Source organism: Blastopirellula marina DSM 3645, assembly GCF_000153105.1.
Taxonomy (GTDB): domain Bacteria; phylum Planctomycetota; class Planctomycetia; order Pirellulales; family Pirellulaceae; genus Blastopirellula; species Blastopirellula marina.
Window position 1 is genome coordinate 3,363,148 of sequence record NZ_CH672376.1, and the last position, 23,128, is coordinate 3,386,275.

The window sequence follows — 23,128 nt, forward strand, 5'->3', positions numbered from 1 at the left end:
TCTGTTTCAGCGCGAGAAAGGAAGAGGTCGCGGCTGGGGTCATAATGAAGTGACGCAGAGAGACGGTTGGAATTGTTGCGGCTGGTCGTCCATCCGCTGGAAGGTAAATCAACCACGCGGTAGCGTCAGAGAATGGAAGTCGGAGTGATTCCATCGCTGCCGAGTTTGGGAGTGGTAGAAAGAGAAGACTTTGGCTGAAAAAGGCCAGTGGCACGCGAAACAAGGTCGTTGGACAGTGCCCCTCAGCCGTTTCTTAAGTTGTGCAATTTTGGTGAAGAGAAGAATAGAACGCGGCAGAGCCACGGATGACGAGCGGCAACACACGGTAGGAATCATGCGAAAAACCATCACACTAGCCCATTGCCCCAGCGAGGGAATGCGGCTCGCCGCTTCAATCCGTTTTCGAATCGCCAGCCGCATTCCCTCGCTCGCGCAACGGGCTAGTGTTCCATCGGTTCTCGATAGCGCAACTTCATGGCTCGCGCTGCGGGCTAAGACCAGTGAGTTCCGAAGCGGCAAGATCGATCGTGCGCCGGCCTTAGCTGGGGCGCATGAGGACTAACATTTGATACGGGCCCATCTTTAGTTCGTGGGTCGCGGTGACGGTTTGTCCTGAGAGGATATCGATGACCGTTTTGCGGAGTCCGAGCATTCGCAGATGACGGCCTTCGATCTGCTGTTCTTCTTCGGAGAAGTTCGCCAACACGAGCACCGACGAATCGACGGCGTTGCGGAAGTAGCCGAGCACATGAATGTTACCGGCGTCGACAAATTCGGTTTGGGCGCGGTTCAAGGCGCGGGTTTGTCCGCGGAGATGAACCAGACGCAAGATGTCTTCATAAACGCGGCCCACGATCGATTCGGGATCGTGCCGCTCTTTGGCTCGATCCCAATCGAACTTACCGCGATGAACCCAGCGCGTGTCCCCTAGCTTGTCAACATCTTGCTCGTACGCGTAGTCGTTGAGCGATGCGATGCCGTCTCCCAGGTAGATCAACGGAATACCGCCGATCGTCATGATCACGCCGTGCAGCAGATGGATTCGCTTGATCGCCAGGTCGATCTCTTTGTCACTTTTTTCCGCGATCGCTTTTTCGAGGCCTGCCAAGGAAGCACAGGTGCCAGAGACGCGGGCGTCGCCGGTGATTGGATCTTCTTGAAAGGGCAAACCGCGAGCGAAGGAGCCTTCAAACTTGCCGCAATAGAAGTCGGTCAGAAACCGGCGATGCGAGCTGGCGTCGAAGCCGGCGCCTTCGACATCTTCATTGGAAAACGCCCAGCCGATATCGTCATGGCAGCGCACGTAGTTGACCCACTCGCAACCGGGATCGATGCGAAAACGCTTTTCGAGCGCGTCACGCAGCGTACGGGTTTCCCGCGTCGCCAACGAATTCCACAGGAGCGCCATCAGTTGCGGATTGTACGAGAGTTGGCATTCTTTCTCGCTGATGTACGAGCGCACGTCGTCGGGATGGACGATCGCTTCTGACTTGAAGACCATCGCCGGCGCGGCGATCCGGACGGCGGCGTTCATGGCGCGCAAGATCGAGTGCGCCTCGGGCAGGTTTTGACAGGTCGTGCCGAGACGTTTCCAGAGAAACGCGACGGCATCCATACGCAAGATCTCGACCCCTTGATTGGCCAGAAACAGGGCCTCTTCGATCATGCGATTAAAGAGGGCCGGATTCTCGTAATTCAGGTCCCACTGATAGTTGTGGAAGGTCGTCCAAATCCATTTCCGCAATTGACTGCGATAGGTAAACGCGCCAGGGTGCTCTTCGGGAAAGATCGCGCCCATGCTTTTCTCGAACGCTTCCGGCATCGAGCGATCGGGATACATGCGATAGTATTCCTGGCACTCCAGATCGCCCAGCAGCGCTTTGCGAGCCCATTCGTGTTCGTCCGACGTATGGTTGAGCACGAAATCGAGACAGAGCGAGATCCCGCGATGCCGCAGCTCCGAGGCCAGGTCGGCCAGCTCTTCCATGTTGCCGAGCGCCGGATTCACTTCGCGATAGCTGCTAACCGCATAGCCGCCGTCGTTATCCCCTTTGGGAGACCGAAACACCGGCATCAGGTGCAGATAGGTGATCCCCATCTCGGTCAGATAGGGAATGTTGTCGCGAACGCCTTGCAGGTTTTCGGCGAACAAATCGACATAGCACATCGCGCCGGTCATGCGCTGTGATTGATACCACTGCGGGTCGGCTTCGCGCAGCGCGTCGAGCGCCTTCAGTTCGGACGGCCGATCGAGCCACATCTCGGTGATCGACGTGAGAATCCCTTCCAGATGGAAGTAGAAGTCATATTGATGGCCGTACAGCGCATAGAGCTGCCGGAACAACTCGGGAAAGTGTTCGTCGATGCGGCGCGTGTAAGTTTCCCACTCGTTCGGTTCGATCCGATCGGCGAAGGTCTTCTTGAGTCGCGGGAGTAAGCGCCGCAGTGCGGTCGCTTCACGCGTATGATCGCTGGCCGGGGGCGTCGAGTGCATAGGTTTCTCCATCGAAGCAAATCTAGCTCGCCTGCCGGGTGCGACAAGTCGAATAATTCCGTGCAACTTTGTTGCAGGGGGATCTCGGGGGGCGACTTAACCGCAAATACTAGACACTTTCACCATTGCCTGCAGCATCCCTCAGAGCGAACCAGCGCCGCAAAATCAATCGAATACGACGCTAGGATCGTTACTACAGTATCGCAGAGTATCCGACAGGTGAACGCCGCTTCGGCTATTTACCGGCATCTTTTCGGGTTGCCGGGTCAAATTTTGGGTTCGGTTGCGTCGGAATCTTCGCTTCCGACGCGGCGAGCCAAGCCAGCAGATCATTCAAGAGTTCGTCTCGCTTGGCCGTTTCCACCGTCGCCAAATCATGACGCTCGCCGATGTCAGCGGCCAGATTGTAAAGTTCCACGGCGTGATTGGCGGCCAGGTTTTCGCGCCCCCCGTCAAGGAGCCACTCTTCGTGAAAGAGATGCAGCTTCCAATCGCCCTTGCGGATGACGCTGACCGGCCGCGACCGAAAGCCGGTTTGGACATCCAATTCGCGCCCCCGAATCACCGGTCGATCCAGATAGCCAGGAAAGTGCCAAAAGATGCCGGTTCGCTTCAGCGGGCCTGCGCCAGAGAGGAGCGGTAGCAATGACTCTCCGTCAAGAATTTTGCCGGCCGGAACTGGCGCACCGGCGGCCGCTAAAAAGGTGGGATAGAAGTCGACATTGATCACCGGCACATCCGACGTGCTGCTCGGCTGGGTGACGCCGGGCCAGCGAATGATCAGCGGTTCGCGAATTCCCCCTTCGTAGTAACCCCCTTTGCTGCCGCGCAGCGGCTCTTGTGAAGCGGCCTGCGTGGCGCCGTTGTCGCTAGTGAACGCAACCAACGTCTTGTCGGCCAGTTTCAATTCATCCAGCTTCGCAAGCAACATGCCGACGCTCGCATCCAAGTCATACGTACAGGCCGCGTACATCGCCCCCGGGTCAAGCTTGCGACGCGTTTTTGCTTTGAACTTCTCTAGCGTCTCGGCGCGTCCTTGCAACGGTCCATGGATCGCATGATGGGCCAAATAACAGAAGAACGGGCGATCTTGATTCGCTTCGATAAATTCGCACGCTTTGCGGGTAAGCGTAAACACGCCTTTGGGATCGTCTGGCGGCCCTTTCTTGTTTCCTTCAGAACCTTCTCGCAACTCCCCTTCCCCAAACGAGTCGAAGGTCACGTCAAATCCTTGCTCGCTGGGGAGTGCGCCTTCGGGACCGGCGAGATGCCATTTGCCGAAATGCCCAGTCACATAGCCGGCCGCTTGCAACGCTTCGGCCATCGTGACGTTTTCTTTCGCGAGACCACTTTTGTTGGGCGCCGGAACAAGACGCATCTCACGCTGCTTGCCTCGATCGGTGCTGCCGACCGCATAGACGTCATGCCGCGGCGTGTAGTTGCCCGAGATCAAACAGGCGCGACTTGGCGCGCAGTTGCCTGCGGACGCATATCCAGAAGTAAAGACCATCCCTTCGCCGGCCAGTCGATCGAGGTTTGGCGTCTCAATAAATCCGCGGCCTTGATAGCCGATATCCCTCCAGCCTTGATCGTCAGCGAAGATCAAGACGATATTCGGCGGCTGCTGAGCGGCGACCGCCAGTGAGAGGTTCAGAGAAACGATGCAGATCGCCAGCCAGGCGAACATCGTGGAGTAGCGAAAACATCGCGACATGAACTCGTCTTTCTTCACAGAAAATGGCGTCCGATCTGCTTGGGTAATTACTCTAGTGTAAATGAGATAGCGACTGGTCTCCCATTGCGTCGACGGAGTTGAGCGGAGGAGCTCAATACTACCCGCAGTGTGGCAAAGCAGGCGCCGCTCGAAACAGATCGCTCGTAGAACGAGCGCACGCCGCCTGGGGCGACTTCGGCCCCTCTATACATACATATGGGAGCTTCCTTGTGTGTTCATTGTTCGTTACGCGAGATCCTCTCCCTTGCTTTGAGGAATCGCGTAAATACCACCAATATGGTTGGGGCAGCTTTCCTGCCGTTGATCTGCACAAATTTCGTTGACATGACTTGTTTGCGGCCCTAGAATCATCGTGTCACATGAATGAACATGTCGTTCCATCATGCGGAACAGTGTTCTCTGGGCCGATTTTCCCAGGTTCGCACAGAGCGAGACCCAATCATTGCCCCCCAAAAATCGATAAGGCTGTTTATTCAAATTCAATAGTCCTAGCGCTCATTTTCCTTTTCTTGTTGGAGTATTCGATGGCAACGTTTTTCATTTCGACTCCCACCAGACGGCGTCGATCAGGCTTTACGCTGGTCGAGTTGCTCGTGGTGATTGCAATCATCGGCGTTTTAATCGCGTTATTGCTTCCGGCAGTGCAGCAGGCCCGCGAAGCGGCGCGGCGGATCAGTTGCTCCAATAACTTGAAGCAACTCGGATTGGCGATGCACAACTATCACGATACGCATCTGAAGTTTCCGTACGCCTATCGTACGCTCGACAGTCCGCCGGGACCGAGCGGCGTGTCGGGCGGCCAGTCGCATTGCCGCGATACCTGGTTCCATCGCATCCTACCGATGCTAGAGCAGAACGCGCTTTACGATGGTTATGAGGCCGACCATACCCAGTTCGTCAACAACATTTCTCCTGCTTCGCTCATGACAATCAAGGTATCGTCGCTGGTTTGCCCGTCGAATCCTGAGTATGGCGGCGCCGGCGCAAATCAGGCGAATGGTTTCCAAGGAACCTATGGCGTCTGTCTGAGCGGTTCAGGAACGACAGGAGTCACGACTGCAACGGCGGGTCAAGGAATGTTCTTCCTCGAATCGAAAACGAATTTGCGCGACGTGACCGATGGTACGACCAATACGATCATGGCCGGTGAAGGAATTGCACGCCCCATGGATAACGTTGCTGGTCATGGTGATTTAGGGCAGTACTGGGGAGGCGCAAGTTGGGGCGGCACGGGCTTCACGACCGCCGAACCGCCGAATACCACGCTGCCTGATCGACCGCATAGCTGCAAGTCGACCACCGTATTGCAGGCTCCTTGCATGTCGACCTCATCGACACGCGGTGAACAATATAACTTCACACGCAGTTATCATCCCGGCGGCGTTCAAGTCGTGCTGGCCGACGCTTCGGTCCGGTTCGCACCAGAAACGATCGATACTCCGCTCTTTCAAAATCTGGGAAACAAGGCCGATTCCAACGTGATCGGCGATTGGTAGTCCGTTCTCTACCAAATCGAGCGGCCTCGTGAATTGCGACCAGGCCGCTTCACGACGACATCGTTCTTTTCTTGAATACGTCTATTCTTTGTGAGCGAGTGGGGTGATGAAAGTGAATTTAGTGGTTTTGGGAATCGTGGCGGCAGTGGCCATGACTCTGACAGGTTGCGGCGAACAATTGGATTCGGAAGGCTATTTTGTTGTTTCTGGGGAAGCGACCTGGAACGGCGACCCCATCAACGATGGACTAGTCATATTTCGAACGACGGAGAATGGCCGAAAGAATGTCGCCGCAGCGATCAATGACGGCAAGTTTGAAGTAAAGATTCAGCCAGGCAAAAAATCGGTGGAAATTACCGCGATGCGTGAAGTTCCCGGCAAGTTTTCGGTAGGAGCCTCTGGAGAGAAAGTTCCCGCCACTGAGTCGTTTATTCCGAAGCAGTTCAATACCGAAACCGAGATCGCCGTGGACATCGCTTTTCCGGACACGCAAGAGTTGAAGTTTGAATTGAAAAGTCCCTAGTGAATCGTAAGAACGGTTCGCTTTCGACGCCAATGAGTTAAAAACTGGTCGTGCATCGGAGTTCGCAATATCGGATCCTCAAATGCAATCATGAAAAGCTCCCCTGCCGCGCCCGCCAAACGCCCGCCAATTCCACTTCCTACGAGAAGAGCAAGCATGCGAACTCCAATGCGCAGGACGCTCTGTTTTTTAACGCTGCTCACGAGTCAGCTGTTCGCCGCTGGTCTTTTCGCCGATGACGATCAGGCTGCTGGAATTCGATTTTTCGAGCAAAAAATTCGTCCGATGCTAGTGAAGCATTGCTACGAATGCCCATGCGGCCGACTCGACTCCTTTGCAAGGTGGATTGCAACTGGATTCCAAAGAAGCGCTGCATCTTGGCGGTGATTCCGGCGCGTCAATCGTGCCGGGCAAACCCGAAGAAAGCTTGCTGATCGAAACGCTGCACTACGATCCGCTCGGCTATCAAATGCCGCCGAAGGGGAAACTGCCGGCCGAAGTGATCGCCGACTTTGAAAAGTGGATCGAAATGGGTGCGCCTGATCCGCGTACAGAAGATGCGCCGCAAGTCGTTCGCAAAGATTTTGATATCGATTCGCGGCGCGACTTTTGGTCGTTCCAACCTCCGCACGCTTATCCTGCGCCGGAAGTGAAGGAGAACGACTGGCCGCACGGCAAACTTGATTACTTCGTGTTGGCGAAGCTCGAAGCCGAGGGACTGACCCCCGCGCCGGCAGCCGATCGCCGCACGCTGATCCGTCGGGCCTATTTTGATCTGGTCGGATTGCCGCCAACCTACGCCGAAATCGAACAGTTTGCTGCGGACCCAGATCCGCACGCTTACGAGAAGCTGATCGACAAGTTGCTCGACTCGCCGCATTATGGCGAACGTTGGGCGCGGCATTGGTTAGACGTCGTGCGATATGCCGAGGACAACGTCAACATGGGCCCGCACAATGGCCCCTACCCCAACGCTTATCGCTATCGTGATTGGGTGGTTGCGGCGATCAACCAGGACGTGCCGTACGACCAGTTCTTACGTCGTCAATTGGCGACAGATTTTCTGGACCAGACGGGCCGCGACGATCTGCCGGCGCTGGGACTGATTGGTCTTTCGCCCCAAAATCACAAAGAGTTGATGTTGGCTCAAATCTCGCTCGAAGGCGTCTACGCCGACGAATGGGAAGATCGTGTCGACGTTGTCAGTCGCGGGCTGCTGGGATTGACGGTCGCCTGTGCGCGATGTCATGACCACAAGTATGACCCGATCGCGGCGAAAGACTACTATGCCTTGGCCGGCGTATTTGCGTCGGTGCGACAAACGACCCAACCGCTGATCTCGGATGAAGAAATCGCCGAATCTCAACCCGCCCGCGATGAAGTCGCCGCCCTGGATGCGGAAATCACGGCGATCAAAACCACGATTAAGGAATGGAAGACAGATCAGACGAACGCCGCACCAACCAAGAAGCTGGCGATCGAAAATCAAATCAAAGAGCAAACGGCGTTGATTGCTGAGAAAGCAGCGCAGATTAAGCAAATCAAGGCTTCAACGCCGGGCTTTGTAATTCCGGTCGCCGATGTGGTGACGGAAGAGCAAGTTCGGATCGAACCGCTCAATGAAACACATCAACAAATCGTCTTTCATCCCAATCAGCCGCGCGACTTGCCCCTGTTTATTCGCGGCAATATTTCGACACCCGGCGAGACCGTGCGTCGCCGCTTTGTCGAAGTGCTGACCCCAGGCGAACCACAGCCGTTTGAGAATGGAAGCGGACGCCTAGAACTGGCCGACGCGATTGTCGCGCGGGAAAATCCGCTGACCGCTCGGGTGTTGGTGAATCGAATCTGGATGTGGCATTTTGGCGAGGGACTGGTCGACACGCCGAGTAATTTCGGCGCAACCGGATCGGCGCCAAGTCATCCGCAATTGTTGGATGATTTGGCGGTGCGCTTCATGGATCAAAGGTGGTCGCTCAAACGGCTGCATCGCGAAATCATGCTATCGGCCACGTATCGCCAAGCTTCCGAGGGGCCAACTTCGCCAATCGCGACAGAGATCGATCCTGAAAACCGACTGCTGAGTCACTTTAATCGGCAGAGACTCGACGCCGAGTCGTATCACGATTCGGTGCTAGCGGCCGGCGGCGGACTCGATCTGACCATGGGCGGCCTCTCCGGCGACATCGACGAGCCGCAGTTTCGCCGCCGCGCGATCTACGCCAAGATATCGCGAAAATCGCTCAGCCAGTACCTGCAGATGTACGACTTTCCGGATCCGACCATCCATGCCGAAGGTCGTGTCGAAACGATGACGGCCCTGCAGCAACTATTCATGATGAACTCGCCGTTCGCCAAACGTCAGGCGGTTCGCTTGGCCCAACAGACGAGCGCCGGCGATCTTGACGCACGAATCGCGTCGATCCATCAAACCCTGTTTGGTCGCAATCCGACGGCGGAGGAAGTCGCCGTCGCCAAGCAGTATCTTCGTCGTGAACAGACTCCCACGGACAATCCATCGACTCCTTCCTATTCCCCTCCCCGCTTCGCTGGTGCGCGGGTTCGAGCGGACGTGCCGAATCTGGGAGCGGCCTACTCGGTCGATTTTTGGATTCGCAACGAGTTGCCGGTGACGGATCGCCCGATCACGGGTTATTTCTTTTCGCGCGGCGAGTCTGCTTCGATCTCGGCGGACGGCGATCATTTGGGAATCGCCGGCACAAGTCCGGCAAATTCCGCCGGGAAGTTGTTGTTCTTTACCGGCAACCGTGACAAACGACACTTTGTTGGGCGAACCACGCTGACGCCGGACCAGTGGTATCACGTAACTCTGGTCCGTGACGGCGATCAAGTGCGAGGCTATTTGAACGGCGATCCCGAGCCGGAGTTCGTGGGAAGCGCACCCGCGTCGTTTGACGCCAAGATTGGCGAACTCTACCTCGGGGGACGTTCTGATCGATTTGCCAATTTCCATGGACAGATCGCTGCGATGGCGATCTTTGATCGCGCTTTCACGGCTGCCGAAATTGTGCAACTCCATCAAGACTCGAAGGCCGGCGACGATACGACGAACTATGTCGATTACTCGACGTCGATTCTCGATCTGACGCCTGCCGCTTATTGGCCGTTGTACGAGACAAGCAGCTTGGCGGCGACAATTCGCGATGCGACGGCGCATCAGCGTCATGGGCAATACGAGGGGAAATCGCCTGTCGGATATGGCCAGAACAACCTTTGGGTGTTGTATTGCCATGCTTTGCTTTGCAGTAACGAGATGCTGTTTGTTGACTAAAAGCCGCGGCTTAATGTTCGCCATTTTACCCCGCACCGTCGGAGCGACTTATGAACAATCTCCCATTGACCAACTCTCCCCTCCTTTCGCGACGCTCGATGTTGCAACAAGTCGGCGGCGGTTTTGGCATGCTGGGACTCGCCGGGCTGTTCGCGCAACAAGCGGCGGCCGGAAGTGAGACTTTGTCGAGCGCCGTTCCGCACTTCCCAGCGAAGGCGAAGCGCGTCATCTTTCTCTTCATGAGCGGCGGACCTTCGCAGATTGACACCTTCGATCCCAAGCCGCATCTGCAAAAATACGATGGCCAGCGGCCCGCCGGGACCGACATTCGGACCGAGCGAAAAACCGGCGGAATTTTGGCGTCCAATGTCAAGTTTGCTCCGGCCGGCGAGTCGGGTTTGATGTTCTCGGAACTCTTTCCCGAGTTGTCGAAGCATGCGGACGACATGGCCATCATCAACTCGATGCACACGGACTTTCCCAATCATGCGCCGGCTCTCTGCATGATGAATCTGGGAACGCTAACGCCGACACGGCCGAGCATGGGATCCTGGCTGACCTATGGACTAGGAACCGAAAACAAAGATTTGCCGGGCTACCTGGCCCTTTGCCCTGGGTATCCGGTGGTGGGTCCCAAACTTTGGGGCAACGGTTTTCTGCCGGGCGAATTCCAAGGGACCTACATCGACACCAAGCAAGCGACGCCGGAGGCGATGATCCCCCATTTGCGCAATTCTGAACTCTCGGCCATGGTCCAAAAGGAGCAGTTAGAGTTGATTTCGGCGATCAATCGCCAGCATCTGACCAACCGTTCGCGTCAGATGGACCTGGAGTCGCGCATCACCACCATGGAGTTGGCGTATCGCATGCAGTTTGAAGCGATGCAGGCCTTCGACATCTCGCGCGAGACGGAGTCGACGCGCGAAGCGTATGGGCCCGGCAAATTTGCCGAATCCTGCCTATTGGCTCGCCGTTTGACGGAACATGGAGTCCGTATGGTGCAGGTCTATTATGGCAATGGGCAACCGTGGGATACGCATGCGAATCATCTGGAAAAGAACGCGAAACTGTGCGGCGACATTGATCGCCCAATTGCACAGCTATTGACCGATCTTAAAAACCGCGGCCTGTTAGAAGAAACGCTCGTGGTTTGGGGTGGCGAGTTCGGCCGGACACCGACATCCGAAGGAGGCAGCGGTCGCGATCACAATCCCTTCGGCTTCTCGATGTGGATGGCCGGCGGCGGCGTCAAAGGTGGCGTTCGGCATGGGGCCACCGACGAATTTGGATTTCGCGCGGTGCATGACAAAGTTCACGTCCATGACCTGCATGCGACGATCTTGCACTTGATGGGGATCGACCATCAAAAGCTGACCTACGAATACTCAGGACGAAATTTTCGTCTGACCGACGTGCATGGTCACGTCGTGAAAAACATCATCGCGTAAACAAACGTCTCAACGCAGTGCAAGCGCGCCGAACTTATCAAGGGACGCTTGTCGAAATGGAAAAAACATGGAGATCGTAAAGATCGAAACGGCGATTCCCGAGCAGATCATGCCGGGGCTTTTGCTGTTGAGAATTCATACCAGCGATGGACTGGTCGGCTGTGGAGAGACCTACTACGCGCCCGAATCGGTCGCTAGTTTGATTCATGACTGGATGCATCATTATCTGCTCGGCAAAAATCCGCTGGAGATCGAAAAGCATTGGCGGTTTCTCTATGAGCGGACGACCAACTTTGGTTCGCGCGGCGCCGAGTTGCGGGCCATTTCGGCCATCGATCTAGCGCTGTGGGATATCTTTGGCAAAGCGACGAATCTGCCGATCTGGCAACTGCTGGGCGGTTGCGTTCAGGATTCGATTCGGACCTACAATAGTTGCGGCGGACCTTCGTACGGCGGCAAGTCGGCTGATTCGTCGGGTCATATTTGGCCGGGACATGGACCGATGGGCAATCAAGGCCCGCTCAACGACTATTGGTCGATTATTCACGAGCCGGTCGCACTTGCCCAAGAGTTGTTAAGCGAAGGTTACGACGCGCTCAAAACATGGTCTTATGACTTCGCAGCGCACAAATCAAATGGCCCCCTGCACGTTTCGCTCGAGGATGCGAAGACCGGCGTCGAGCCGTTCCGTAAGATTCGCGAAGAGCTGGGCGACAAGATCGAACTGATCATTGACGGGCACGGATTTTTCCAATTGCCGATGGCGATCCGAATCGCCCAGCAATTGCGTGAGTTCGATATCCTGTGGGCCGAGGACCTGCTGCGGGTCGATGCGATCGATACGTTGGCCGACTTCCGCGAGAAGGCCGGCATCCCGCTGGCCGTTAGCGAGATGTTCAGCGGACCGGATGACTTTCGGCTGGTCCTCGAGAAACGTGCCGCCGATTATGTGATGATCGATCCGACTTGGGTCGGCGGGATCTCGCAAACGCGGAACATTACTCGCCTAGCGCAGTTCTACAATCTGCCGGTCGTGATGCACGATTGCACCGGACCGTTGACGCTCCTTTCCGGCGTGCAAGTCGCCGTCGCTTCCAACAACGTCGCCTGGCAAGAGAGCGTGCGTGCTCATGTGCGAATGCTCTATCCCAAGTTGATCGATACGGAAGTGAAGATTGAACAAGGGCGCATCCCGATACCGCAACAAGCAGGCATCGGCGCCGGTTGGCGATCTGAACTATTCCAGAGCGACAAAAATCAATATCGCGCCACCTCCAAGTAGCGCGAATTGGTCCTTTATTAAAGCGGCGACTCGCCCAGCGAAACTTTTCTAGAGCCAACACTGCGATGAATCCCACGAACGTCGAGAAAGAGGCTCCGCTCATCCACGATTCGCCCCGTAGTCTCGATCCTCCACCATCGCGAGAGCTGTGGGGACATCCGATTGGACTCTACGTCCTGTTCATGACCGAAATGTGGGAGCGGTTCAGCTTCTACGGCATGCGAGCGTTGCTGGTCTTCTATCTGACGAAACACTTTCTGTTTTCGGACGAAGTCGCCCTCGGCTTGTACGGTTCGTATGTGGCGCTTGGTTACGCGACGCCGGTCATCGGCGGCATGTTGGCGGATCGATACCTGGGGCAGCGACTCTCGGTGATTTTTGGCGCGATTCTGATGTGCCTGGGGCATTTTGGGATGGCGTTTGAAGGCGCTGCTGCTCATACGGTCATTTCGCCGGACGGCGTCGCGTCGGTGGTGCGCGACGAAGCGGCGCTGCAGGTCTTCTATCTCTCTTTGGCGCTGTTGATCGTCGGCATCGGGTTTTTGAAACCGAATATCGCGACGATCGTCAGCCAGCTTTACCCGGCGGATGATCCTCGGCGATCCTCGGCGTACACGCTGTTTCAAATGGGAATCATGCTGGGCGCCGCGCTCTCGGCTGGCGTATGCGGTTATCTTGGCGAGACGTTTGGCTGGGCTTATGGATTTGGAACGGCCGGCGTCGGCATGCTGATCGGGCTGATGGTCTTCTTAGGAGGACAGCGATTTCTCAAAGGAGTCGCCGAACCTCCTCCCCATGCCGATTTGAAAAAGCGAGTCTTGGGCCCGTTGAATACGTTGCATGTCATCGGCATTTGCTCGCTCGCGGCGATCGGCCTGTTCTGGCTCTTCGTTCAGAAGACGATGATCGTCGGGTATTTGCTGGGAGGTTTTTCGCTGATCGTGGTGACCTACGTGCTGGTCGTCTCGTTCTTCTATTGCAATCGAATCGAACGAGATCGGATGTTGGTGTTGCTGGCGTTTCAGCTTGCGCTCACCTTTTTCGCGACTTTGTTTGAACAAGCTGGCGGCTCGCTGAACCTGTTCGCCGATCGCAACGTCGATCGCCATTTTTGGGGCGGCGAGATCCAAGCGTCGCAATTGCAAAGCATCGTGCCGGCGACCATCGTCCTATTGGCGCCGCTGTTCGCTTGGCTCTGGCCGGCGCTGTCGCGGATCAACCGGAATCCCCCAACGCCGTCGAAGTACGCGTTTACGATGGTCTTTATGGCGGCCGGATTCGGAGTGCTGGCCTGGGCGACCGGCGCGTTTAGCGATCACGGCTCGATCAACATGGTATGGCTAGTCGCCGCCTATATCTGCTTTGGCGTCGCCGACTTGATCATTGTTTCGGTCAGTTACTCGACGATCACTTCGCTTTCGCTCCCCAAGATCGTCGGCATGATGATGGGGACCTCGATGCTAGCGATCTCCGGCGCCAACTATTTGGCCGCGATGTTCGCCTCGTGGATGGCGTTGCCGCAAAAGGGAAGCAATCTAGCGGCGATCCCGATCGAAGAGACTTTGGTCGCCTACGGAACGCTCTTTACTTGGCTAGCGTCCGCCGCCGCGATTTGTGCAGTTTTTCTTTTCTTGGTCACGCCGCTGCTGTCCCGCAAGATGCACGGGGCGCAGTAAAAAGACGCTGGAAACGTCCACTTCCCGTCGTCTCAAGTAAGATGTTGGGCGTGGTTTCCCAGCAAGCCCTGCTTTACGGACCGAGATTGGGTGGGGATCATAGGATCGCTCCTTCATTGATTCCCAATCTCCCAACTCGGACTCGGCGGATGTTTTTTTCCTGGTTCAAACAGCGGTCGCGCGACCGCATCAAAAGCCAACCGTTTTCATCCGATTGGCGCACCTTTGTCGAAACCCACTTGTGGCAGTACCCTGCGCTCACCCCGGCAGAACAAGAGAAGCTGCAACATTCGATTGCGATTCTCGTCGCTGAAAAAAATTGGGAAGGCTGCAACGGGGTTCAGGTGGATGAACTGCACAAGGTCGCGATCGCAGCCCAGGTAGGGCTGATGACGCTGGGACTGGGGGAAGAATATTTTGACAACGTCATGTCGGTCTTGATCTATCCTTCGGCCTACCGGGCTACTTCGCCGGTCGCTTCCGCCGGCGGCGTAGTCATCGAATCGCAATCGGATCGACTCGGCGAGGCCTGGTATCGCGGCCCCGTCGTGTTGTCCTTGCCTGACGTGTTGGAAGGGGCGCGAAGTCCCAACCATGCGCGCAATCTGGTGGTTCACGAGTTCGCGCATCAGCTGGATATGCTCAACGGTCGCAGCGCCGACGGCATACCGCCGATGAATTCCGACGAACAAGCGCAGAGCTGGATCCACAACTTTCAGCGCGCCTATCAGCGGCAAGTTCAAGATTGCCAGTCCGGGCATCGGCCGCTGGTCGATTGCTACGGCGCGACCAATGAAGCCGAGTTCTTCGCCGTTTTGACGGAAGCGTTTTTCCAAGCTCCGAAGCACCTGGCCGCCGCAGACCACGATCTGTTTATGTCGCTCCAGAGCTACTATCAACAAGATCCGCTGCGATGGACGCATTGAATATCGTCGCCGCCGCATCGGGGATTCCGTTCACGCTGGCCGTTCTCGCCACGCTTATCGTGGCCGCAATCTGGACCAACACGCACCGTGCCGAGATCGCGCCGAGTGATCTCAACCATTGGGGATATGCTCCCCGGCATCTGTCAGCCCTGCAGTGGCGGCGAATCTTCACGTCCCTTTTTTTCACCGTCGGGGGTTGGCGATTTTACGTTTCGTTGATCGCGACCGGCTTGTTTCTGGGAAGCTTGGAATCGAAATTGGGCAGCCTCCGAGCGGCCTCTTTGTTTCTGGGCATACACTTACTGACGCTCTGCTGCGAATCGTTGTTGATCGTGCCGGCGATGCGCTATTTTCAGCTTTCGTTAGGAGACGTCCTCCATTCAACACAAGATGTCGGGCCCTCGGCGGGTTACTACGGATGCTTAGGCGCCTTACTTCTGCTCGACCATTGGCCCGCGGCGGCAATCTCTCTGGTTACTCTATTCTTGCTGCTACGCGTAGTCGTTAACCTCCTATTGTGGGGAGCGTCGGGGAGCAGCTTGCCGGCCGATATGGCCCACGTGATCGCCTTCTCGCTGGGGATGGCGGCGGGAATTTTCTGGCTGGCGTAAACCGTCACAACCGGCCCCCTCTTTTTTTTCACCACGCGATTACCGATGGCGTCTCCCTACCATATTTCGTTAGAATCTGGAAGCTTTTTCGAGATACGCAGGGAAGGGACAGCATGATAATCTTGACCATCGACGTCGGCGGAACCCATGTCAAATTGCTCACGACTGAGCTCGAAACGAAGCGATCCTTCGATTCGGGGCCGAATTTGACGCCTGAGCAGATGGTCGCTGGCATCAAAGAGTTAACGACCGATCTCGAGTTCGACGTCGTCTCGATCGGCGTTCCGACGCCGGTCGTGCGAGGAAAAATTCAGAAAGAGCCCCATAACCTGGGCGACGGCTGGGTCGGATTCGATTTCGAGAAGGCGTTCGGCAAACCGACCAAGTTGACCAACGACGCCGCGATGCAAGCGATGGGAGACTACCACGGCGGGCGAATGCTCTTCTTGGGATTAGGAACGGGGCTCGGCTCGGCGATGATCGTGGATGGTATTCTGCAGCCGATGGAGCTGGCGCATCTCCCCTACAAAAACAGCAAAACGTTCGAAGACTATCTCGGCGTTCGCGGGCTCGAGCGGCTCGGCAAGAAAAAATGGCGAACGGCGGTGCTGGATGTGGTCCAACGACTCTCGGCGGCGCTGGAAGCCGAATATGTGATTCTTGGCGGCGGAAATGGTCGTCTGGTCGAGGATCTGCCGGAAAACGCCACGCTTGGCGCCAACAGTAATGCTTTTCTGGGTGGCTTTCGCTTGTGGGATCAATCGATTGGGACTTCCTCGGTGCGCGTCGGCGACGTGGTTGAGAAGACGCGGGTCATCCGCCGCACTAGCGACAATGCGCAACAGATCACCACTTTATTTCTGGACATCGGCGGCGTGTTGCTAACCAATGGTTGGGATCGAAAATCTCGGATGTTAGCGGCGGAAAAGTTCGATCTTGACTATGCGCAAATCGACGAGCGGCATCAGTTTACTTTTGACAAGTACGAAGTCGGCAGATTGAGTCTAGACGACTATCTGGATCGCGTCATCTTCTTTGAAGAACGCTCTTTTTCGCGAAAGGATTTTCAAGACTTCGTGTTCGCCCAGTCGCAGAAACTTCCCGACACGCTGGAGTTTATGCTGGAACTCAAGAAGCTGAATCACTTACACGTGATCGCGATCAGCAATGAGGGGCGCGAATTGACCGAGCATCGAATTAAAGAATTCCAGCTTGGCGAGTTGTTCGACTGCTTCATGTCTTCCTGCTTCGTCCATTTGCGTAAGCCGGATGTCGAAATGTATCGCCAGGCGATGGATGTCGCCCAAGCGAAACCGAATCAGATCGCCTATGTCGATGACCGCTCGATGTTTGTCGATATCGCTCGCAGCCTAGGCATCCAAGGCATTCGTCATCGCTCTTGCAAAGAAACGAAACATGCGCTGCTCGCGTTGGGATTGAAGGTCGACGCGTAAATTTTCATCCTGGGAAGAAGGCGCGGCGATCTTGGCGCCCCGCCGCTCTTATTGGATATGAACGGTGAAATCGTGTTCTTCCCAGCGATCTTCTTCAACCCAGTGGATGGTGAAGACGACGACGCCTGCTGGCGGAAGTTGCTCGATCGGCAAGTCCACGGTAAAGAGACCTAACGAGTTTTCCTGCGCTGCCAGATCCTGTCGCGTCTTCCACTGATCGGTGCTCCAGTGGATGACGGCCGCCGTATCGACGATGACTCGCAACGGCTTTCCGGCTCGAATCTCGGCCGGCTGATGGGCGAGCGTCCAGATTTCGACGCGGTTCTGCGTCTTGTTGACCGCATACCGCTGATAGACCGACTCAATCCGATCGAATACGACGCCTTCGCTGCGACTGCGAACCAGCGAAATATATTCGGCATGCGCCCAACATAGCGGCATCGCCGATCCAGAAGGCTCGCCGAAGAACATTTCTTTTTCCGGCAGGTCTGCGGTGTCCCACACTTGTTCTGTCAACATTCCCCCAGCGTTCGCAAAGCCCTCGATCGCTTGGATGTAGAGAGAAGGATCACGGCCGGCCGCTAATTCGTAGTGACCGCGTTCTCCCGATAGCAGCGGCCAGCAGCGACCTTCTCCGGTTCCGTCGAAGGCGCGTCCGTCGAGATGTTGGCCATAGCCGTCATGGTTATACCGTCGCCAGCCGGGGCCTTGCGGCAGATCCCGTTTGAGAACAGCGTCGATCACAGCGACTGAGTCGACGATAATCGGATCGTCGGCCGCACGAATGCCCATCCGCACGAGTTGCAAAAAGCCGCCATCCACCACATTGCGCGCGGGGTGCTGTCCGCCGCCGTTGGCGACTTGAATGATGGCCGTATTCGGATCGGGCGAAATGCAGCCTGGCTGCGGACTGGCCGGAGTGATGCGGACATAATGACGCGGCTTTTCCGGCACAAGCTCACCGCGGTCGGTGACAGTCCAAGTCTCCAACGACGCCGCGGCCCAGTCTCCATAGTCGCGCAAAAACTGGGCGATCTCTCGATCTTTCCGCAGATCGGCGAAGTCGGCCGCGCAAATGATCGCGGAAATCACCGCGGCCAACGTCGACGGCGAATAACCTTCGTTCTCTTCCCAGCGCTCCTGCGCTGATACCGGACCATGCAAAATGAGGTAGCGGACGGCGCGGCGAACCATGATTGTGGGATCAAACTTCTCCAGTGCGGCGACCTGCTGCAAACGCCAAGCGAGAATTACCGGCGCTGCGATTTCGTCAAGCTGCACTCCTTTCCAATAGGCGGTGCCGTCGATCTTGCTGTTTTGAGGCATCCCGCCATCTTCGCTTTGAACGCATGACAACCAGGTCAACGCGCGCAGCGGCGATTCTTTTTCGCCACAGGCGAGCAGCGCTGTCGTGGTCTGCACCATATCGCGCGCCCAAACCAGGTGATAGCCGCCAGAGTCGCTATCGTCTTTCGTTTCGCCCCAAGGAATGCTCATCGACGCGACGGTCGCGCCGGCGAACATTTTGTCTTCGTGGGCCATCAAAATGCATTGGCTAAGTTGCACCAGATTGGCTGTCTGTGGGTCTTTTAACGGCATCGGATTATCGTAGGTCGTCCGCTTCCATTGCTCGACGTACCTTTTCCGCTGCACCTCGAAGGGATAGATAAAGGCCTGCACTAACTGCGTCGCGGCGCTTTTGCAGGTATAGCCCATGCCGACGCCGACGTTAAATTCAAGCCCTTTCGAGAGATCGATTTCTCCCATCACCGCGATGTTGCCATCTTCGGCACGTTGGTACTCCCAGTCCATTTGGAAGTTGTCGGCCAGATCGCGCCAACCATCGCTGACCCCCACAAAGCCAACCGACGTTCGCGAGAAGTCGGTGTCGCAACCCAACACAAGATGCGCGAAGTCTCGATGAGCATGCAACAAGCGTTTGCCCCCCAGATTTATGCATTCGGCCGAATTGTGCTCTCCGGTATCGTTGAGATGCGGCGCGAGCAGGACATAGATCTTCAATTTGCCGTTTAACGACGTGTCTAGGATTTCGACCCTGACGTTCATCAGCACGACGTTGGAGTGCGGCTCACTGATCACTTCTTTGACAATACGATAACGCTCGTCCGGCGCCGTATTTGTCAAACGATAGAGGAGCGCGTGCGGTTCTGGGCGTTCAATACGATGCGTTAGATCGCGCTTTTCTTCGTGGAAAAACGTCTCGCCATCGGTGATCAACAACTGCATGTCACGCGTGTTGGGCGAATCGACATGCGGATAGTAGATCTCGTTGATGATCCCATGGCTAAGCGTGAACCAGACTCGGCTGCTCGTATGGTACGCGGTTCCGATGCCATCTTTGGCGCTCGACGTCCAACGAGGTTCAATTCCGGGCGCGCCAGGCGCGATGCGATCGTTCATAGGGGAAAATCCAAGCGGAAGAGGTGCAGATTCGGTCGTCGATGAACAAAGCGGCGGCAGGTGCGCAACCCATCATCGCCGATTATCCTCCTTCGGCGAAGCTGGGATAGTCGGTCATGCCGCCGTCAATAAAGATGGTGCGGCCGGTTATATAGGATGCGACGTCGGACGCCAAAACCACCGTCATCTCGGCAATTTCTTTCGGCTCGCCGATCCGATTGAGCGGAATCTTGGTGAGCAAGTCTTTTCGTTGCTCGGGATCGCTCCAGACCGGCTTGTTAATTGCGGTTTTGATCGCGCCAGGTGCAATCGCCAAAACGCGAACTCCGTACGGCGCCGCTTCTTGCGCCAATGTTTTGGTCATCATCGCGACGCCCGACTTACTCGCGGCGTAAGCGCTATAACCCGACCAGGCAATCTCTTCATGGACCGAACTGACGCTAATCACCACGCCGCTGCTGGCCGGTATCATCCGTTTCAACGCTTGTTGAGCGCAATAAAAAGACCCCAGCATATTGACGTCAATCACCTTCCGCCAATCTTCGGGATCGATTTCCCAACTCATTACCCGCTTGCCGTCGATGCCGGCGTTGTTAATTAGGATGTCGATTCCACCATAGACGTCATCCATCTGTTCAAACATCTTCACCACGGCCGACTGATCGGAGACATCCGCTTGAACCGCAGTCGCTTGGCCGCCGACGTCGGTGATTTGACGCACAATCTCTGCCGCAGCATCGGCGTGCGAACGATAATTGACCACCACTTTGGCCCCGGCGGCGCCCAACTCTACGGCGATCGCAGCGCCAATCCCAGAGCTTCCGCCGGTCACGAGGGCTCGTTTTCCATCAAGTCGGATTTCCATACATTCCTTGGGTGGTTGGCGTAAAATTCGTTTCCAGCGCTGTAGCGCCGACCGCGGCGGTTCCTCTTATTATAGGGCGCAGCGGGGGAACGCAGTCAGCTTCTAGCAGCTTCAACCAAATGGTGACCGCCGTGTTCCGCTCTTCTTTTCGCGCCACAGCGATTTCCGGTTCGCCAAAGAACTAGCGACGGAGAACGCGAAGTCGGAATAGCGATTGCAGACGGCCCATCGCTTGCAGCAGCAGAAAACGTTCCAGCTATTCACTGGACTCCGCAGGCGGCGTGCTGATCACGGCCAATTCTTCACAGACTGATTGCAGCAAGTTGGTCAGTTCCGGCGGAGCCGGTTGGCGGGGACTGCCTGCTGTTCGACTCTTCTGCAGCGCTACCAGCGCGTCATTGCGACTTTGCCGGATATGCCGCCGCATCCAGTACTGCGCCTTACGCGCATTCTTTCGCTGTACTTCGCGCGAGACGCGTGCATGCAGCAGCCAAACCCAGGCCAAGTGCCGCAACGTGCGTTCGTGCGTCGAATCGCCGAAGACGTAATCTCGAATGCGGCTATCGGTGACAATCTTCATCGCGAATTGGTTATTCGCCGCGCGCAACAGCAGCAAGTGAAACTTGAGATCGGAGACGAGAAACTGCTTGAGCGCGTCGCCGGTCATGACCTTCTCGCCCGAGTCACGCAGCGCCGAAATGGCCGCATGCATATTGTCGCATTGCAGTTTTAACTCGGTGCGTTCTCTGACGCTCATCCGTTTCGTCGCTTTGACAACGGCTTGGCACTCCAGCGCTTCGCGCACGTCGAATGCGTCCAGCAGTTTCTTCCGATCGGGTCGGGCGATATAGGTGCCGCTGCCCACGACCTGATACAGAAGGCCTTCGCTTTCTAGCCGGCAAATCGCCTCTCGAATCGGCGTTCGGCTAATCCCCAACTTGCGGGCAAGTTCCGATTCCGAAATGCGGCGATCGCCCGACAAGGAATGATCCAACATGCATTGCAAGATGCGCTGATAAGCGACCGCACTGAGCGAAACGGAAGACATGCGATTTATGCCGGTAAAAAGCAGCGAATTTGAACGTTGGAAAATACCGTTACGGAATAGTAACAGGATTTCGAGCGGCGCGGTTAGCCAAATTTTGAGACGCGCTCCGATTTGTCGTTGCGCTAGGCAACCGTGGATTCTCTTGGTAGATCATCCTGCCGCATCCTCCATGCATACCAACGTACTACGGCTTGCGAACTCCGCCTCTCCTGGGAGTACTACAAAGCGAGGGAAGGATTCGAGCTTCGAGGCCCTGCGCTTCGCCGTTAAAACGGGGGAGGGAGCAACCGCTGGTTAATGCCTGCATACCGCATTAGCATTCTGTATACATAGGCTTGACGCACTGCGTCAAGCAAATCTTTTCAAGTTCCCATTTATCTTCAGAATGCGATTCTGGCAAATTTTCAGGCATTAACGTACCCAGCGCGAGCATGGATCTTCTACTTCGTGCGACTTTGCAAGCAGGACATGGGAACCGAGAGTTCACTTTCCGTCGCCTGGTATACAGCGATCAAGATGTCGGCGGTTCAATTCATGAGCAGCTTCAATTGGCCAATAATCGTGACGCAGCCGGTATAGGTGATGAGCAACGAAAAGAGGAACGCGGCGGCTAGACCGGCGTTCAGCAGATGGCCGGCGCGGTGCTCGCCCATCAGATCTTTGCGGTTCACCAAAACGATCATCGCGCCGATGCAGAGCGGCAGGACGAAGACTCCGCCGATTTGACTGACGATCTGCGCTTGGACCGGATTGAACCCCAACAACGGAACCGTCAAACCAATCAGACAGGCGACCGCCGATAAAATGCGAAACATCGGAGTGGTCGTCTCTAGCTTGCCGTTGCGATAGTCGGCGATCAGCAGCGGCGCAACCATGATGATGGGAAACAACGAAGAAAGACCAGCGCTCAGCGTACCCGCAAAAAACAGCATCATCGCCAGTTTCCCGGCGGCCGGCTCGAGCGACTTCACCATATCCATGACTTGTTCGACGACTTGTCCCTGTTGATGCAATGCGCCGGTAGCACTGGCCATCACCGCCAGACTGACGATAAACATCAAGACCGCTGCGGTGATGCTGTCGCGCGATTGATCGCGCAAGTGATGAATATCCCACCCTTTGGCTTTGACCAACAAAGGGCGAACCACAAACGTCGCCGCGGCCATGGTGGTGCCGACGATCGCCGGGACCAAAACAAACGCTCCCTTTTCGGTGGGCAAGTGAAACATCAAGCCGGCAATAAAGTCGCTCGGCGCCGGCAACACAATGAACATCGAGCCCAGAAATGTGATCCCCATCAGGGTGACAAAAAAGACCAGCACCTTCTCAAAAAAGGTGTAAGTCCCCACCCAGACCAGCGCATAGAGCGCACTGACAATTCCTATCGCAATCAGCACGCGCGTCCAATAGTCCGACAGCGCCATGTCGGGGAAACGCTGATGCGCCACATCACTAATCATCGAAGAGCAAAGACCCAGGATTCCCATGATCGCGCCATACTGGGCCATCACGATCCCTGCGACCACCAGAACAGCGATCAACGGACCGCCTTGGAGGTGCGTACGAAAGCTATGGATGGCCGTTTCACCGGTCACGACCGCATAGCGACCGAACGCCTCCATTAAGATGCCCATAAAAAGGGAACAGAGGAGCAGCAACCAGAGCAGGTCGAGACCTAGCATCGAACCTGCTTTGCACATCGTGGTGACGCTGCCGGTCCCGACCGTATAGCCGATGCAAAAAATGCCTGGGCCGACGGCAAGCACAACGCTCCAGAATCGGTTCAGCAGCGAGCGCTTTGGTGGCGGCGTTTCGGTAGTCAAGGGAGAAGGACGCATCGGATCGGGGACAATCATC

At 56.2% G+C, this 23,128-nt stretch carries 16 protein-coding genes; 9 read left to right on the forward strand and 7 right to left on the reverse strand.

Going from position 1 to position 23,128, the window contains the following annotated elements; all coding sequences use genetic code 11:
* Nucleotides 1-538: 538 nt before the first annotated feature.
* Both DSM3645_RS15550 and DSM3645_RS15555 read right to left on the reverse strand, forming a co-directional pair.
* Nucleotides 539-2,494, reverse strand: coding sequence for an amylosucrase (locus tag DSM3645_RS15550; protein WP_002653183.1), 1,956 nt, complete (start codon nucleotides 2,492-2,494; stop codon nucleotides 539-541).
* Nucleotides 2,495-2,729: 235 nt separating this feature from the next.
* A complete protein-coding gene (locus DSM3645_RS15555; protein WP_050769395.1) occupies nucleotides 2,730-4,208 on the reverse strand; it encodes a sulfatase in 1,479 nt (492 codons plus the stop codon).
* Nucleotides 4,209-4,753: 545 nt separating this feature from the next.
* Here DSM3645_RS15555 and DSM3645_RS15560 point away from each other — a divergent pair.
* From DSM3645_RS15560 to DSM3645_RS30940, 9 genes are all read left to right on the forward strand, one after another.
* A complete protein-coding gene (locus DSM3645_RS15560; protein ID WP_002653185.1) occupies nucleotides 4,754-5,725 on the forward strand; it encodes a DUF1559 domain-containing protein in 972 nt (323 codons plus the stop codon).
* Nucleotides 5,726-5,831: 106 nt separating this feature from the next.
* The gene (locus DSM3645_RS15565) at nucleotides 5,832-6,248 is read left to right on the forward strand and encodes a hypothetical protein (RefSeq protein WP_002653186.1); all 417 of its coding nucleotides are present in this window, start codon (nucleotides 5,832-5,834) and stop codon (nucleotides 6,246-6,248) included.
* Nucleotides 6,249-6,546: 298 nt separating this feature from the next.
* Nucleotides 6,547-9,540, forward strand: a complete 2,994-nt coding sequence (locus tag DSM3645_RS15570) for a DUF1553 domain-containing protein (protein WP_081444843.1) — start codon at nucleotides 6,547-6,549, stop codon at nucleotides 9,538-9,540.
* Nucleotides 9,541-9,590: 50 nt separating this feature from the next.
* Nucleotides 9,591-10,988 (forward strand): DUF1501 domain-containing protein, encoded by a 1,398-nt coding sequence (locus DSM3645_RS15575; protein WP_040351884.1) that lies wholly within the window; start codon nucleotides 9,591-9,593, stop codon nucleotides 10,986-10,988.
* Between the two features lie 67 nt (nucleotides 10,989-11,055).
* Nucleotides 11,056-12,270, forward strand: coding sequence for a mandelate racemase/muconate lactonizing enzyme family protein (locus tag DSM3645_RS15580; RefSeq protein WP_002653190.1), 1,215 nt, complete (start codon nucleotides 11,056-11,058; stop codon nucleotides 12,268-12,270).
* 65 nt (nucleotides 12,271-12,335) lie between these two features.
* Complete coding sequence (locus tag DSM3645_RS15585) at nucleotides 12,336-13,946, forward strand: peptide MFS transporter (RefSeq protein WP_002653191.1); 1,611 nt, start codon at nucleotides 12,336-12,338, stop codon at nucleotides 13,944-13,946.
* Nucleotides 13,947-14,095: 149 nt separating this feature from the next.
* Nucleotides 14,096-14,872 carry a M90 family metallopeptidase gene (locus DSM3645_RS15590; protein ID WP_002653192.1) on the forward strand — a complete coding sequence of 259 codons (777 nt, stop codon included), beginning with the start codon at nucleotides 14,096-14,098 and terminating at the stop codon, nucleotides 14,870-14,872.
* Entirely contained in the window at nucleotides 14,860-15,483 is a 624-nt protein-coding gene (locus tag DSM3645_RS15595; RefSeq protein WP_002653193.1) for a rhomboid family intramembrane serine protease, read from the forward strand. Before DSM3645_RS15590 ends, DSM3645_RS15595 begins: the two co-directional genes overlap by 13 nt.
* Nucleotides 15,484-15,596: 113 nt before the next feature.
* Entirely contained in the window at nucleotides 15,597-16,937 is a 1,341-nt protein-coding gene (locus tag DSM3645_RS30940) for an ROK family protein (RefSeq protein ID WP_002653194.1), read from the forward strand.
* A 48-nt stretch (nucleotides 16,938-16,985) separates the two neighbouring features.
* On the opposite strand, the gene DSM3645_RS15605 is transcribed toward DSM3645_RS30940, so the two are convergent.
* From DSM3645_RS15605 to DSM3645_RS15620, 5 genes are all read right to left on the reverse strand, one after another.
* Nucleotides 16,986-19,358 (reverse strand): glycoside hydrolase family 15 protein, encoded by a 2,373-nt coding sequence (locus DSM3645_RS15605; RefSeq protein ID WP_002653195.1) that lies wholly within the window; start codon nucleotides 19,356-19,358, stop codon nucleotides 16,986-16,988.
* A gap of 82 nt (nucleotides 19,359-19,440) precedes the next feature.
* Nucleotides 19,441-20,223 (reverse strand): glucose 1-dehydrogenase, encoded by a 783-nt coding sequence (locus tag DSM3645_RS15610; RefSeq protein WP_002653196.1) that lies wholly within the window; start codon nucleotides 20,221-20,223, stop codon nucleotides 19,441-19,443.
* Complete coding sequence (locus DSM3645_RS30665) at nucleotides 20,207-20,380, reverse strand: hypothetical protein (RefSeq protein ID WP_161603354.1); 174 nt, start codon at nucleotides 20,378-20,380, stop codon at nucleotides 20,207-20,209. Before DSM3645_RS30665 ends, DSM3645_RS15610 begins: the two co-directional genes overlap by 17 nt.
* A gap of 99 nt (nucleotides 20,381-20,479) precedes the next feature.
* Entirely contained in the window at nucleotides 20,480-21,271 is a 792-nt protein-coding gene (locus tag DSM3645_RS28425) for a GntR family transcriptional regulator (protein WP_002653197.1), read from the reverse strand.
* Nucleotides 21,272-21,798: 527 nt separating this feature from the next.
* Nucleotides 21,799-23,127: an NRAMP family divalent metal transporter gene (locus DSM3645_RS15620; RefSeq protein WP_002653198.1), complete on the reverse strand. Its 1,329-nt coding sequence runs from the start codon at nucleotides 23,125-23,127 to the stop codon at nucleotides 21,799-21,801.
* Nucleotide 23,128 lies beyond the last annotated feature (1 nt).

Coding starts and splice junctions, on each gene's coding strand:
- DSM3645_RS15580 (WP_002653190.1), top strand. CDS start 11,056: ATGGAGATCGTAAAGATCGAAACGGCGATTCCCGAGCAGATCATGCCG.
- DSM3645_RS15550 (WP_002653183.1), bottom strand. CDS start 2,494: ATGCACTCGACGCCCCCGGCCAGCGATCATACGCGTGAAGCGACCGCA.
- DSM3645_RS15590 (WP_002653192.1), top strand. CDS start 14,096: ATGTTTTTTTCCTGGTTCAAACAGCGGTCGCGCGACCGCATCAAAAGC.
- DSM3645_RS28425 (WP_002653197.1), bottom strand. CDS start 21,271: ATGTCTTCCGTTTCGCTCAGTGCGGTCGCTTATCAGCGCATCTTGCAA.
- DSM3645_RS15605 (WP_002653195.1), bottom strand. CDS start 19,358: ATGAACGATCGCATCGCGCCTGGCGCGCCCGGAATTGAACCTCGTTGG.
- DSM3645_RS15595 (WP_002653193.1), top strand. CDS start 14,860: ATGGACGCATTGAATATCGTCGCCGCCGCATCGGGGATTCCGTTCACG.
- DSM3645_RS15610 (WP_002653196.1), bottom strand. CDS start 20,223: ATGGAAATCCGACTTGATGGAAAACGAGCCCTCGTGACCGGCGGAAGC.
- DSM3645_RS15585 (WP_002653191.1), top strand. CDS start 12,336: ATGAATCCCACGAACGTCGAGAAAGAGGCTCCGCTCATCCACGATTCG.
- DSM3645_RS15555 (WP_050769395.1), bottom strand. CDS start 4,208: ATGTCGCGATGTTTTCGCTACTCCACGATGTTCGCCTGGCTGGCGATC.
- DSM3645_RS15560 (WP_002653185.1), top strand. CDS start 4,754: ATGGCAACGTTTTTCATTTCGACTCCCACCAGACGGCGTCGATCAGGC.
- DSM3645_RS15620 (WP_002653198.1), bottom strand. CDS start 23,127: ATGATTGTCCCCGATCCGATGCGTCCTTCTCCCTTGACTACCGAAACG.
- DSM3645_RS15575 (WP_040351884.1), top strand. CDS start 9,591: ATGAACAATCTCCCATTGACCAACTCTCCCCTCCTTTCGCGACGCTCG.
- DSM3645_RS30940 (WP_002653194.1), top strand. CDS start 15,597: ATGATAATCTTGACCATCGACGTCGGCGGAACCCATGTCAAATTGCTC.
- DSM3645_RS15565 (WP_002653186.1), top strand. CDS start 5,832: ATGAAAGTGAATTTAGTGGTTTTGGGAATCGTGGCGGCAGTGGCCATG.